The 13,287-nt window shown below is 42.9% G+C and carries 14 protein-coding genes and 2 tRNA genes; 8 read left to right on the forward strand and 8 right to left on the reverse strand.

Going from position 1 to position 13,287, the window contains the following annotated elements; genetic code table 11:
- Positions 1–31: 31 nt before the first annotated feature.
- From FTU58_RS02960 to tpiA, 4 genes are all read right to left on the reverse strand, one after another.
- A tRNA-Met gene (locus tag FTU58_RS02960) sits at positions 32–108 on the reverse strand.
- A gap of 49 nt (positions 109–157) precedes the next feature.
- Positions 158–242 (reverse strand) — tRNA-Leu (locus FTU58_RS02965).
- A 53-nt stretch (positions 243–295) separates the two neighbouring features.
- Positions 296–625, reverse strand: coding sequence for a preprotein translocase subunit SecG (secG, locus tag FTU58_RS02970; RefSeq protein WP_004975868.1), 330 nt, complete (start codon positions 623–625; stop codon positions 296–298).
- A gap of 13 nt (positions 626–638) precedes the next feature.
- Positions 639–1,430, reverse strand: coding sequence for a triose-phosphate isomerase (tpiA, locus tag FTU58_RS02975; protein ID WP_180062023.1), 792 nt, complete (start codon positions 1,428–1,430; stop codon positions 639–641).
- 277 nt (positions 1,431–1,707) lie between these two features.
- On the opposite strand from tpiA, the gene pilB reads away from it, so the two are divergent.
- Genes pilB through coaE form a run of 4 tightly spaced genes read left to right on the forward strand, consistent with a single transcriptional unit; the run spans position 1,708 to position 6,155 of the window.
- Positions 1,708–3,420, forward strand: a complete 1,713-nt coding sequence (pilB, locus tag FTU58_RS02980; protein WP_179996326.1) for a type IV-A pilus assembly ATPase PilB — start codon at positions 1,708–1,710, stop codon at positions 3,418–3,420.
- A 30-nt stretch (positions 3,421–3,450) separates the two neighbouring features.
- On the forward strand, positions 3,451–4,677 hold the full coding sequence (locus FTU58_RS02985; protein WP_180062024.1) for a type II secretion system F family protein: 1,227 nt from the start codon (positions 3,451–3,453) through the stop codon (positions 4,675–4,677).
- On the forward strand, positions 4,677–5,537 hold the full coding sequence (locus FTU58_RS02990; protein WP_168541327.1) for an A24 family peptidase: 861 nt from the start codon (positions 4,677–4,679) through the stop codon (positions 5,535–5,537). Before FTU58_RS02985 ends, FTU58_RS02990 begins: the two co-directional genes overlap by 1 nt.
- A gap of 9 nt (positions 5,538–5,546) precedes the next feature.
- Positions 5,547–6,155 (forward strand): dephospho-CoA kinase, encoded by a 609-nt coding sequence (gene coaE / locus FTU58_RS02995; RefSeq protein WP_180062025.1) that lies wholly within the window; start codon positions 5,547–5,549, stop codon positions 6,153–6,155.
- Here the strand turns inward: coaE and FTU58_RS03000 are convergent.
- From FTU58_RS03000 to FTU58_RS03010, 3 genes are all read right to left on the reverse strand, one after another.
- Positions 6,152–7,081 carry a DMT family transporter gene (locus tag FTU58_RS03000; protein ID WP_168417587.1) on the reverse strand — a complete coding sequence of 310 codons (930 nt, stop codon included), beginning with the start codon at positions 7,079–7,081 and terminating at the stop codon, positions 6,152–6,154. The genes coaE and FTU58_RS03000 overlap by 4 nt on opposite strands.
- Before the next feature lie 40 nt (positions 7,082–7,121).
- Positions 7,122–7,871, reverse strand: a complete 750-nt coding sequence (rlmB, locus tag FTU58_RS03005) for a 23S rRNA (guanosine(2251)-2'-O)-methyltransferase RlmB (RefSeq protein ID WP_180062026.1) — start codon at positions 7,869–7,871, stop codon at positions 7,122–7,124.
- A gap of 178 nt (positions 7,872–8,049) precedes the next feature.
- Positions 8,050–8,373, reverse strand: a complete 324-nt coding sequence (locus FTU58_RS03010; protein ID WP_168417589.1) for a pyrimidine/purine nucleoside phosphorylase — start codon at positions 8,371–8,373, stop codon at positions 8,050–8,052.
- A gap of 477 nt (positions 8,374–8,850) precedes the next feature.
- On the opposite strand from FTU58_RS03010, the gene recN reads away from it, so the two are divergent.
- The 4 genes from recN to FTU58_RS03030 all read left to right on the forward strand — a co-directional run bounded on the left by recN (position 8,851) and on the right by FTU58_RS03030 (position 12,549).
- Positions 8,851–10,512, forward strand: coding sequence for a DNA repair protein RecN (recN, locus tag FTU58_RS03015; RefSeq protein WP_180062027.1), 1,662 nt, complete (start codon positions 8,851–8,853; stop codon positions 10,510–10,512).
- 111 nt (positions 10,513–10,623) lie between these two features.
- Entirely contained in the window at positions 10,624–11,178 is a 555-nt protein-coding gene (locus FTU58_RS03020; RefSeq protein WP_004975844.1) for a YqgE/AlgH family protein, read from the forward strand.
- Positions 11,171–11,614, forward strand: coding sequence for a Holliday junction resolvase RuvX (gene ruvX / locus FTU58_RS03025; protein ID WP_096901348.1), 444 nt, complete (start codon positions 11,171–11,173; stop codon positions 11,612–11,614). The genes FTU58_RS03020 and ruvX overlap by 8 nt, the downstream gene beginning before the upstream one ends.
- A gap of 152 nt (positions 11,615–11,766) precedes the next feature.
- A complete protein-coding gene (locus FTU58_RS03030) occupies positions 11,767–12,549 on the forward strand; it encodes an IclR family transcriptional regulator (protein WP_004975841.1) in 783 nt (260 codons plus the stop codon).
- An 89-nt stretch (positions 12,550–12,638) separates the two neighbouring features.
- Here FTU58_RS03030 and FTU58_RS03035 read toward each other — a convergent pair whose 3' ends face one another.
- Positions 12,639–13,256, reverse strand: coding sequence for an alpha-ketoglutarate-dependent dioxygenase AlkB (locus FTU58_RS03035; RefSeq protein WP_096901349.1), 618 nt, complete (start codon positions 13,254–13,256; stop codon positions 12,639–12,641).
- Positions 13,257–13,287: the final 31 nt, after the last annotated feature.

The raw sequence follows: 13,287 nt of genomic DNA on the forward strand, positions 1-13,287 counted from the left end.
ACGCTTAATTCACGATAAGCTTAGGATTGATTGGTAGCGGGAGCTGGATTTGAACCAACGACCTTCGGGTTATGAGCCCGACGAGCTACCAGACTGCTCCATCCCGCATCAACAGATTTGCTGCTTAACACCAACTTATGTTTTCTGGATTATAAGTTGGTGCGGAAGGGGGGACTTGAACCCCCACGCCCGAAAGCACTACCACCTCAAGGTAGCGTGTCTACCAATTCCACCACCACCGCAGCTGTGACGCATTCTAGTCGCATCATGCGAAAAAAGAAAGTGCTAAATAAAATTATTCAGCGCTTTTAGGCGCAGTTGGTGAAGTTTCAGGCGATACTGGCTGTGCAGGTGCAGTCGTTTGTACAGTCTGCAAACTATATGCACCTGTGGTTTGTTTCTTGGCAAACACCGCTAAAGTTAAACTGGTTGCAAAAAACAATGCTGTTAAAATTGCCGTTAAACGGGTTAAAAAGTTACCTGAGCCTGACGCACCAAATACGGTTGCCGCACCACCGCCACCAAAAGAAGCACCTGCATCTGCACCTTTACCATGCTGAACCAAAATTAGTCCAATCATTAAAATGGCTAAGATAATATGTACTACCAGCACAAATGTTTGCATGCTGAACTCCTCATTATTGTGTATTTGCAAAGGCTTGCGCAATTTGATGGAACGATGCCGCATTTAAAGATGCACCACCGACCAAAGCACCATTAATGTCTGGGCAGGCTGCTAACTCTACGGCATTTTCTGGTTTTACACTACCACCATATAAAATCGGTAGAGTCACCGCATAAGCGGTGATTTGGCTTAAACCTTCACGGATTTTTGCATGCATGCTTTGCGCATCTTCAGGTGATGCGGTCTTGCCTGTACCAATTGCCCAAATAGGTTCATAGGCAATCACTATCTGTTGCCATTGCTCAGCCTCAACCACGGCAGCAATATCACAAATTTGTTGCAAAACAACTTGCTCTGCCTGACCGCTTTCACGTTGTTGCAGACTTTCACCCACACAATAAATAACTGTCAAACCTGCCTGCAAGGCATTTTTAACTTTTTCATTCAAAATGCTTGGTGTGTCTGCAAAAAGTTCACGACGTTCTGAATGCCCAACCAATACATAATCAATTTGACTGTCTTTTAGCAATTCTGCACTGACTTCGCCTGTATATGCACCCAAACCCGCAATACGGGAAAGGTCTTGTGCAACGGTATAGACAGGACGTACTGCTTCGCTCAATGCAGCTTGAATTTGAGTTAAAGCCAAAGTGACAGGTGCAATCCCCAAATGACACTTTTCAGCCTCTACAGGGCTGTCTTGTAATAATGTTTTAAATTCAGAAATAAGTTGCTGAGCATCGGCATGTATCGGATTCATCTTCCAATTGCCAACCACCCAAGGCTTAATCGTCGTAGCCGACATAGAATAACCTGCAAAAACAATTCATTTAATCGCGCACATTCTACACGCAAATCACATTTCTGCTGAGTTTTTTGTACAAGCTTTGCATCAAACTGCTGCATGAAGTATCTTTTCATGGCAGGACTTACAATTTTTTTAGCAGATTAATGTAACTGGTTCATGCTTTTAGGCGATACTTAGGTGGTGACAGCACTTTCAGATATGGTATTTTTGTGCAACAAAAGTATAATTTTAAGATACCAATTATAAACAATCTTGATTTTGAGGACGTTGGGGAATGTCAGTACAACAAGCTACACCTAGATTTACAGGTTTTATTCGACGTTTGGTCGAAGATGGGCTCGTTTCTGCTGAAAATATGCAAACTGCCATTAAAGCCGCACAAAAAGATAATGTTGATATTGTTCCCTATCTCATTCAAAACCTAAATATCGCGCCTTTAATCATTGCTGAAAAAATTTCTAATGAGTTTGGCGAACCTATTTTTGATTTAAGCGTGTATGACTCTGCGCTCATCGTGCGTGAAGGCATTGATGAAAAGCTTTTCAGCAAATATAACCTTTTACCTATTTTTAAGCGCAATCACCTGCTTTACGTTGCGACCAGTAACCCGACCAATATCGAAGCAATGGATGCCATTCGTTTCAACAGTAAAATGAATATTGAAGCCATTGTGGTCGAACACGATAAATTGGTAAAACTGATTGAACAAAACTTTGCGAGTGAGTCTGCTTTTGAATTTGAAGATGATGACTTCGATCTCAACTTTGAAGATGGTAACAGCGAACCAGAACAAGCTGCAGAAGATGAACCGCAGGGTGATGAATCCCCAATTGTTAAATACATCAACAAATTACTGATTGATGCAATTCGCATGGGTGCTTCGGACTTACACTTTGAACCGTATGAAAAAACCTATCGAGTGCGTTACCGTGTCGATGGTGTATTACGTCAAATTGCCACCCCACCCTTACAGTTAGCTAACCGCTTGGCATCACGTTTAAAAGTGATGTCCCAAATGGACATTTCTGAAAAACGTGTGCCGCAAGATGGTCGTATTAAATTAAAACTATCTAAAAACAAGTCCATCGACTTCCGTGTGAACTCGTTGCCAACCTTGTTCGGTGAAAAAATTGTACTGCGTATTCTTGACCCATCTAGCGCGATGCTAGGAATTGACGCTTTGGGCTATGAACCAGAACAAAAAGAATTGTTCATGGAAGCCTTAGAAAAACCGCAAGGCATGTTACTGATTACAGGTCCAACGGGTTCGGGTAAAACGGTATCGCTATATACAGGCTTAAATATCTTAAACAGAGAAGATACCAACATTTCCACCGCCGAAGACCCTGTGGAAATTAACTTAGAAGGCATCAATCAGGTTAACGTCAACAATAAAGTAGGCTTAACCTTCGCTGCCGCCCTGAAATCTTTCTTACGTCAAGACCCTGATATTGTCATGGTGGGTGAGATTCGTGATCTTGAAACTGCAGAAATTGCAATTAAAGCTGCCCAAACAGGTCACATGGTTTTATCTACCCTACACACCAACAGTGCGCCAGAAACTTTAACGCGTTTACGCAACATGGGCGTTCCTTCCTTTAACATCGCAACTTCGGTAAACCTCGTCATTGCACAGCGTTTGGCACGACGCCTATGCCCGCATTGCAAAGCTCCTTCCGATATTCCAAAACAAAGCTTATTGGAAATGGGCTTTACTGAAGCCGATTTGAGCAATCCAGAATTTCAGGTCTATCAACCTGTAGGCTGTTCTGAATGCCGTGAAGGTTATAAAGGACGTGTTGGTGTTTATGAAGTGATGAAAGTCACACCAGAAATTTCTAGAATTATTATGGAGGATGGTAATGCCATCCAAATTGCTGATGCGTCAGCAAAATCGGGGTTTAACAATCTGCGTCGTTCGGGGTTACTTAAGGTCATGCAGGGGGTGACTTCATTGCAAGAAGTCAATCGTGTGACCAGTGAATAGTTGTAAAATTTAAAATAAGGATAAATACGCATGGCTGTCAAAAAAGCACAGATGATGCCCACCTTCGTTTATGAAGGGATTGACCGCAAAGGGGCTAAGTTAAAAGGGGAAATTCCAGCGCGTAATATGGCCTTGGCAAAGGTCACATTGCGTAAACAAGGGATTACCATCAAGACGATTCGCCAAAAGAAAAAGAATATTCTTGAAGGCTTAATGAAAAAACGGGTGTCGACCTTAGACATCACTATTTTCACGCGTCAGCTTGCCACTATGATGAAAGCAGGTGTGCCTTTGGTACAAAGCTTTGAGATTGTTGCCGAAGGTCTTGAAAACCCCGCCATGCGTGAAGTGGTTTTAGGCATTAAAGGTGAAGTGGAAGGCGGGAATACCTTTGCTGGCGCATTGCGTAAATATCCTCAATATTTTGACAACCTATTTTGTTCTTTGGTCGAATCTGGTGAACAATCGGGTGCCCTAGAAACCATGCTAGATCGTGTCGCGATCTATAAAGAAAAGAGTGAGTTACTCAAACAAAAAATTAAAAAAGCCATGAAATACCCTGCAACGGTCATTGTGGTGGCCGTGATTGTGACCATTATTTTGATGGTGAAAGTCGTACCTGTGTTTGAAGAGTTGTTTAGCTCTTTTGGTGCGGACTTGCCTGCCTTCACTAAAATGGTGGTGAACATGTCACAATGGATGCAGAAATACTGGTTTATTCTGATTATTGTGATTGGGGTCATCATTGCAGGTTTCTTGGAAACTAAAAAACGCAGTAAAAAATTCCGTGACTTCTTAGACAAAGCGGCACTGAAAGCGCCTATTTTTGGTGACTTGGTCTATAAAGCGATTATTGCACGTTATAGCCGTACTTTAGCCACTACTTTTGCTGCGGGTGTACCATTAATTGATGCTTTGGAATCAACTGCTGGAGCAACCAATAACGTGGTCTATGAAGAAGCGGTCATGAAAATTCGTGAAGATGTCGCTACAGGTCAGCAACTACAATTCGCCATGCGTGTTACCAACAAATTCCCAGCTATGGCCGTGCAAATGGTAGCGATTGGTGAAGAGTCTGGTGCACTCGATGCCATGTTAGATAAAGTTGCAACCCACTATGAAAACGAAGTAGATAATGCAGTAGATGGTTTAACCTCGATGATGGAACCTCTGATTATGTCTGTGTTAGGTATTTTAGTCGGTGGTTTGGTTGTGGCCATGTACCTTCCAATCTTCCAAATGGGTTCTGTGGTTTAATGCAAGAATTAATCGCGTATTTTATTCAAAATCCAACTGCGTTGTACATCGCAGTTGGACTTTTTAGTTTATGTATTGGCAGTTTTTTGAATGTGGTCATATACCGCACACCAAAAATGATGGAGCAGGAATGGCGTACAGACTGCCAAATGCTGTTACATCCAGAACAAGCTATTATTGATGAAAGTAAAATCACACTGAGCAAACCCGCCTCGACTTGCCCTAAATGTCATACACCTATTCGTTGGTATCAGAATATTCCTGTACTGAGCTGGTTAGTTTTACGTGGAAAATGCGGGCACTGTCAAAACCCTATCAGTATGCGCTATCCACTGATTGAAGTTTTAAGCGCAGTTTGTGCGCTGATTGTGGTTGCCGTATTTGGCCCAACTGTACAAATGCTGTTCGGTTTGATACTGACCTATATCTTAATTGCCCTCACCTTTATTGATTTCGACACTCAACTCTTGCCCGATCGCTATACCCTACCTTTGGCTGCATTGGGCTTAGCAATCAACAGTTATGCCATCTACACCTCACCTACCTCTGCTATTTGGGGTTATGTCATTGGCTTCTTATGCTTATGGGTAGTGTATTACCTGTTTAAAATTATTACAGGCAAAGAAGGCATGGGCTATGGCGACTTTAAACTCCTTGCAGCCTTAGGCGCTTGGATGGGTCCAATGATGTTGCCGCTGATTGTGCTTTTATCTTCTTTGGTTGGCGCTATTATTGGCATTATTCTGCTAAAAATCCGTAAAGAGAACCAACCTTTTGCATTTGGCCCTTATATTGCAATTGCAGGCTGGATTGCCTTTTTATGGGGCGAGCAAATCATGAAAGTTTATTTAGGACAATAAGGACAGCACATGCGTTTTGTTTTGGGTCTAACGGGAGGAATTGGCAGCGGCAAATCTGCAGCCAGTGCATGGTTCGAGACCCAAGGCATTCACGTGGTCGATGCTGATGTTGTTGCACGAGAAGTAGTACAAAAAGGACAACCCGCGCTGACCCAAATTCAACAACAATTTGGCGACTGGGTTTTACTTGAAAGCGGTGAACTTGACCGCCGTGCCTTACGTGAACATATTTTCAAAGAACCGAGCGCCCGCCAAGCCTTGGAAAAAATTACTCACCCTGCAATTCGTGAGTCAATTATTCAGCAGTTACAGCAGGCCAACAGCCCCTATGTGATTTTAGTTTCACCGTTGCTCTTTGAAACCAATCAACATCAACTGACGCAACACACTTTACTCATTGATGCGACCGAAGCATTACAAATTCATCGAGCATCTCAACGAGATGGTCAAACAGTTGAACAAATTCATAAAATTATTCGGGCACAAATGCCACGTGCTGAAAAACAGCGCTTGGCCAATGATATTGTACTGAATGATGGGCATTTAGACCATTTGTATAGCAAACTAGAGGTATTGCACCAACAGTATTTAGCACGAGCCAATCAATCCTCACACTAATCGGTGTGTGTTTTTTGCTGCTCTAGTTGTGCTTTTAAGCTATCAGGTCTAGCCCACCAGCGCCAAGGTTGCAACGCGCCAATCCCCATCCCCAATAAACCACACAAAATTGCCAAACTCAAAGGCTCACCCAACAATGGCACTGCAAGAATGGCAGCAATAAATGGCGCCAAAGTCACGACACTACCCGCTTTAAATGCACCTAAACGCTTAATTGCTTCAACATACGTTAAGGTGGCAATAATCACGACGAATACACCATGAAAAATGGTTTGTAGCAATAAATGCATGGGTTCGGGTGCGCCAAGTTGTTTTGGGAAAAACAGTAGGTAGATTGGCACATAGACGATTGCCGACCAGATTGCTACACCTGCCATGGCGTGCCATGCTGAGAGCTTCCATTGTCTAAGTAAAACAGTAAAGATGCCCCACCAGATAGCACTGATGAAAAACAAGCCATCCCCCAAACCAAAGGCGACACCTGTTTCTTGATACATCAACACACTCATACTAGCAATTGCGGTAAGCATAATCGCAATGCTGATCCAAGTATGTCGATCAAATGGAATGCGAAACAATACCCAGGCTGCAATGGCCGTACACACAGGAATACAACCATTCAAAAAAATAGCAGCGTGTGCGGCAGGGACATAATGAAATGCACTATAGGCGGTAAGACAATAACCCACCCCGCCAATCATTGCCAAAATAAACGGCTGTTTTTTCCATAAAAATGCCGTATCTTTTTTCCAGATTAAGATCGGCATTAAAATACAAAAAGCCAAGGCAAAACGTAAGGCAGTAATATCCCAAGCACTGATCTGCCATTGTGCATTGAGCCGTGCGGTTAAGGTAAAACCACCCCAAATACACATGGTGACCAATACCAAGGCATAGCCCTGCTTTTGGGGAGATAAATGAATCACAGTGTTAAGACATAAATCCAATAAAACTCAGTATCTGTACTTAAGCTTGGCGCTGGCGACAGGCTTCATAAAGTGCCATCCCCGTTGCAACACTGACATTTAAACTTTGCAAATTGCCTGCCATAGGAATAAATACGGTTTGATCGCATTGTGACTGAGTAATTGGACGTAAGCCCGTATCTTCTGCTCCCATCACCACACATACCGCAGTACCAGTAAAATCGAACTGCTGAATTGGCAAGGCTTTTTCATCCAACATGGTGCCCACTACGCGCACATTAAACTCTTGTTTCAAATGAGCCAAAGTACGGGCCAAATTGGTGACTTGAATAAATTTGACTTTTTCTGCACCACCCGCAGCCACTTTGCGTGCAGTTGGGGTCAAACTTGCAGAACGATCGCGTGGCACAATCACTGCAGCAACGCCCATTGCGGCAGCCGTACGAATACAGGCGCCTAAATTATGTGGATCAGTCACTTGATCGAGTGCTAAAAGTAATGGCTGAGCATCCGCTTGCAGCAAACTATCTAAGTCTTTTTCATTCAAGCTTGGATGTGGGCGTACTGCCGCCACCACCCCTTGGTGAAAAGGTAGACCTGCTAATTTTTCTAAACTGTCACGACTGGCTTTTTGCACACTAATGCCAAATGGCTCTGCCAGTTCCAGAATTTTTCGCAAACGCTGATCATCACGCCCTTTTAAGGTAAATAGAGTTAAAACACGCTCTGGCTCAAGCTCCAATAATGACTCCACCGAGTGAACGCCATAATAATATTCAGGTTTTGCCATGAACGACCTCTAAATTAATGCACCAATAAAACAGCGAAAACGAAAAATCCTGCAAAGCTGACTTTACAGGATTTCAATAGAGCTAGTTTAACCGATTCAGGGGAAAATTTCTTAACTCAATTTCTCTGATTATTTGACAGGCAAACTGTGTTGAGAATGTAAAATACCCTACTCTTGATTAACCTTCGAAATGACACACGTAATCTAAAACATCGTCAGTTTCGATGGTAAAGCGGCTGCTACCTTGCACATAGAATGACTGACCTGCACGGAACAATTCACTTTCTTCGCTGTCTGCAATTTTCACACGACATTCACCAGAAATAATTTCCATGCGTTCAGGCACATGCGTTTCAAAAGTTAAGGCTTGTTCGGTCGGTAAAATCACCCCTAATGTTTTTTTGGTGCCGTCTTCAAACTGCACAGTATGACTGATGCATAGCCCACCAAAATAGACATTCGATTTTTTTACAACTGATACATGATCAAACTGAGCTGACATGCGTAATCTCCAGGTAACGCGTTTTTATATTTTGACTGATGTAGTTTAATTCTGTCCTCAGAACTAATCAATCTGTGTTTACAAAGGGGCTAGCGTAAAGTTGACCATCCCCCAGACAATGCAGAGCACGCTATACATGCTGTCTAAGGTCTTGCCGCTCCTATCCACAAATATGCACCAAGCTCCCGCGACTAAAGTGCTAAAGCTGAATGTGAAATAGTTCACCCATTCTGCCTAGACAGGCACATCTTCCCCACCCAAACTGCACTTAAAACTCCCCAAGTAAAGCATGCCCTGATTCAATGACCATAAGATGAAATGATCTGGACTTTGCTGCATTTTTTGTTGTTTGCGCTGTAATTTAAGCTAGAATTAAATAGACTCGAAGATGCTTTGATTGAAAATAACAGCCGCAATGTGGCATATCAAAAAACTTGACTCTTTTTAACTGCCACTTTTCGCAGCTTGGATGCGTTTATGCTGACTCACTTAACACTGATTAACTTTGCCCTTGCCGATCACCTAGCCTTGGATATTGAAACTGGGTTTAACGTCCTGACTGGGGAAACTGGTGCAGGTAAATCCTTACTTTTAGATGCGCTTTCTGCCTGTTTAGGTGAACGTACCGATACCAATTATGTACGTTTTGGTGCAGATAAGGCCGATGTAACTGCCAGCTTTAGCTATCAGGAACACAGTCCTGAGGCGCTATGGCTCAAAGAACATGAGTTAGCAGATGAGTCCGGAGAAATCCATTTACGACGTGTGATTTTTGCCACAGGACGCAGTAAGGCTTGGATTAATGGTCGTCCAAGCAGTTTGGCAGAGCTGAAAGAAATTGGGCGCTTGCTGGTACAATTGTATAGTCAACACAGTCAACAACAATTGCTTGAGCCGCCTTATCCAAAGCATTGGCTCGATCGTTATTATAATTTTTACGCACCCGCCCAAGCGGTACGTGATGCCTATAGCACTTGGCAAAAAAATATTCGTCAGCATCAAGCCGCACTGGATGCGCAAGCCACCCGTAAACAACGCATGGAAACGCTAAATTTACAGTTGGAAGAACTCGAAGACTTGGTGCAATTAGATTACAAAGAGATTGAGCAAGAATTTGATCGTCTAAGCCACCATGAACATATCATGCAAGATTGTAGTTACAGTCTAAATGCACTAGATGAAGCTGAACCGAATATCACCCAAGAAATTGCATCTATTATTCGACGTTTGGAATCACATGCGGGGCGAAGTGAGCAACTGTCCGAAATTTATAATTCGCTGCTCAATGCGCAAAGTGAATTGGATGATGCGACAGCCAATTTACGTCAGTTTATTGATCGTCAAAGCTTTGACCCTGAACGCATGGAAGAACTGAATCAAAAATTAGAAGTCTTTCATCGTTTAGCGCGTAAATACCGCACACAACCTGAATTATTAAAACAAGAATTTGATACTTGGCAAACTGAGCTCACTGCTTTACATGAACTTGAAGACCCTGAAACTTTGGCAGAACAAGTCGAAGTGGCTCATCAGGACTTTTTAGCCAAAGCACAACATTTAGATGACATCCGTCGTGAAGCAGCCGCACCACTTGCCAAACAACTGACCGAGCAAGTCAAACAGTTGGCACTGCCTGAGGCACATTTTGAATTTAAGTTTGAACCTTTAGAGCAGGTTTCTGCGGAGGGATTAAGTTTTATTCAATTACTGTTTACTGCCAACAAAGGTATTCCTGCTCAGCCATTAGCACGTGTGGCTTCTGGTGGCGAATTATCGCGGATTGCCTTGGTCATGCAAGTCATGAATGCCGAAAAAACCGAAGCTGAAGTTTTGGTTTTTGATGAAATTGATGTCGGGATTAGTGGTGGTACTGCTGAAATTGTGGGGCGTTTGCTCGCAGGTTTGGCACAACACGTTCAAATTTTATGTATTACCCACCAAGCACAAGTAGCAGCACAGTCTGATCAGCACCTTTTGGTGAAAAAGCGTCAGACCGACCCTGCCAGCAGTACCATTGTTGAATTAGAAGAAGATGCGCGTATTTTAGAATTAGCACGCATGACAGGCGGTGTTGAAATTAATGACACTACCTTGCAACACGCCAAACAATTACGCCAATTGAAGTTTCAACAGGGTTAAAAACCAACGCTGTCACAAAAAGAGCTTGGTGAAATCACAAAGCTCAAGTAACGTGTATCCTAAAGGAATAGGTTTTTCTAGAAGCAACTGTTTTTAAGGAGAATTGCTTAGGTGACTAAACAATATCTGACGCATCGCTGTCTCATAGCCCCGCCCGATATGAATGATGAGTTTTTTGCAAACACCGTCATCTATTTGGCACGTCATGATGAAGACGGTGCGCAAGGCATTATTATCAACCGTCCATCGGGTATCCAAATCAAAGAATTACTCAATGATTTAGATATAGACGCAGATAATGTGCATCCTCACGAAGTTCTACAAGGTGGTCCATTACGACCTGAGGCAGGTTTTGTTTTACACACAGGGCAGCCAACTTGGCATTCATCTATCGCTGTTGGTGAAAATGTCTGTATCACCACCTCTAAAGATATTTTAGATGCAATTGCCCACAATGAAGGCGTTGGACGCTACCAAATTGCCTTAGGCTATGCCAGCTGGGGCAAACAACAACTCGAACAGGAAATTGCTCGGGGCGATTGGCTGATTTGCGAATCCGACATGGACTTAATTTTTAATTTACCTTATGACGATCGTTGGGATGCCGCTTATCGTAAAATGGGCGTAGATCCAACATGGTTATCTTCCGAGATTGGTCATGCCTGAAACAACACAAGCCCAAACCATTATGGCATTTGACTTCGGTACGCAAAAAATGGGCATGGCTGTGGGGCAGGCACTGATTGAAAGTGCGACCCCTCTCGCCCTCTTTCCCATGAAAGATGGCATTCCGCAATGGGAAAACTTGCTAAAAATTATCAAGCAACATCAGCCACAATTATTTCTAGTGGGCTTACCTTTAAATATGGATGATAGCGAGTCAGAACTGTCTACCCGTGCGCGTAAGTTTGCTAGACGCTTACGCCATCAAAGCAATATCAACACCCTAATGGTCGATGAACGCCTAACCACACGTGAAGCACGTGATGAGCTTGATCATTATCAAGCCCAAGGGCGTGGTAAAAAACTCGCTGCCGATAGTCTTGCCGCAGCACTATTGATTGAAAGCTGGTATCGTGACCCTCACGGCGTTCAGCCTTAAATCCTATTTCTGAATAGATAACATCGACAAATGCAAAAGAATTGGGACATTGATCGTTAGAATGCCTAAGACCATCTGTAAAAAGTCTATTGGTCTGGCGATTTTTTGATATAAAGTGACACCATCCTTTTGGTGTGAATGGGTAAATCCGCATGGCACTGTCTAGCTTTGGCAAGATTCTCACAGTCTTAGACTTATTTTCAACCGCACGTCCTGTCATTAATGTAGATACCATTAGTGAGGAACTCGGTTTATCTAAGCCCACCAGTTACCGCTATTTAAAAGAGTTGGTTTCGGCAGAGTTGTTGCAGCGCATGAGTGGCACATCGGGAGATTACACCCTAGGGCCAAAAATTGCGGTATTGGATTTTATCTCTCGCACGACCGATCCATTGGTCACCATCAGTATTCCGTTTATGAAAAAAATTGCGGAACGTACTGAATTTTGCTGTTTGCTGACCCAACTCAATCAAGATTCCTGCATTGATGTGCATCACGAAATCTTTAAAGATACGCCTTTGCTGTCTTATGGTCGCGGCTGCCCACGTCCTGTTTATGTCGGCTCATCGCCAAAAATTATTATGGCACATCTGCCTAAAGCTAAAATTTTAGACTATTACCAACGTTTTTCTAACGAATTGGCACAAGTCAATTTTGCACAAGATGAAGATGACTTTTTGCAGCAAATGCGCAAAATCAAAAAACAGGGCTATTATTTTTCTAACGGCGAACTCGATGCAGAAATTGCAGGCTTATCTGTACCGATTCGTTTTTCATCTAAAGATGCACCTTATGCATTGACGCTGCTGGCATCTAAAAACCGTTTTGAATTTGTCAATTTGCAAAAACTGATTGAAATTTTGCAGGATAATGCAGAACAAATTGAAAAACAGGTGGAAGTACTGAATACCAGTTTTAGTATAGAACTCACTTAAAGATTTAGGTTATTGATACCTTAAAGCACTGAATTTAAATACAATTAAAATTTATTCCTGAATAAGGATTTAGAGTGCTAAATCAAGTTTTATTCAATAGCCGTGTGAAAATAGCGAAAGGTCAGATTAATTCTGGGTTGTATAATTCTATTGGACTTCATTAAGGCATGTTTCCAATAGTGTTGTGTCGTGCCACGCATGACCAACAACTGACCGCTGTGCAACAGTAGCTCAACCTTGTTGGCGCGGTGTTTATGCTGAAAACAAAATTTACGGGTTGCCCCCAAACTCAAAGATGCAATGACAGCGTGTCTGCCTAAATTCGGCTCATCATCACTGTGCCAACCCAAGCCCTGCGTACCATCTTGATATAAATTGGCCAAACATGAATTAAAGGGATGCCCGACCCATTGTTCAATTTGCTGTTTCAATCGCCACAAAGCAGGCTGCCATAGCAGTGCCTGCTTAACTGCTCCCGAATAACGATATTGATACTGCTCATCGCCATACCATGCCACTTGGCGCTGTGTCCGATAATACTGACCAAAGAGCAGACCTTCATCAGGCTGCCATGCCAAATGTTGCAGAAAATACTGCAAATAACGCTCACTATGCTCCGCACTCAGCACCAAACCATAGTCCTGCACAATGCCGTCATAAGGCAGTACGTTGTCACAACGCTCAGGTGCAAACAATTCTAGATTCATGGTCATTCCTATGCTGAATAGCTTATTGTTT

Origin of the sequence: Acinetobacter sp. YH12120, assembly GCF_013418795.1 — a bacterium.
In the GTDB taxonomy this organism is placed as follows: domain Bacteria; phylum Pseudomonadota; class Gammaproteobacteria; order Pseudomonadales; family Moraxellaceae; genus Acinetobacter; species Acinetobacter towneri.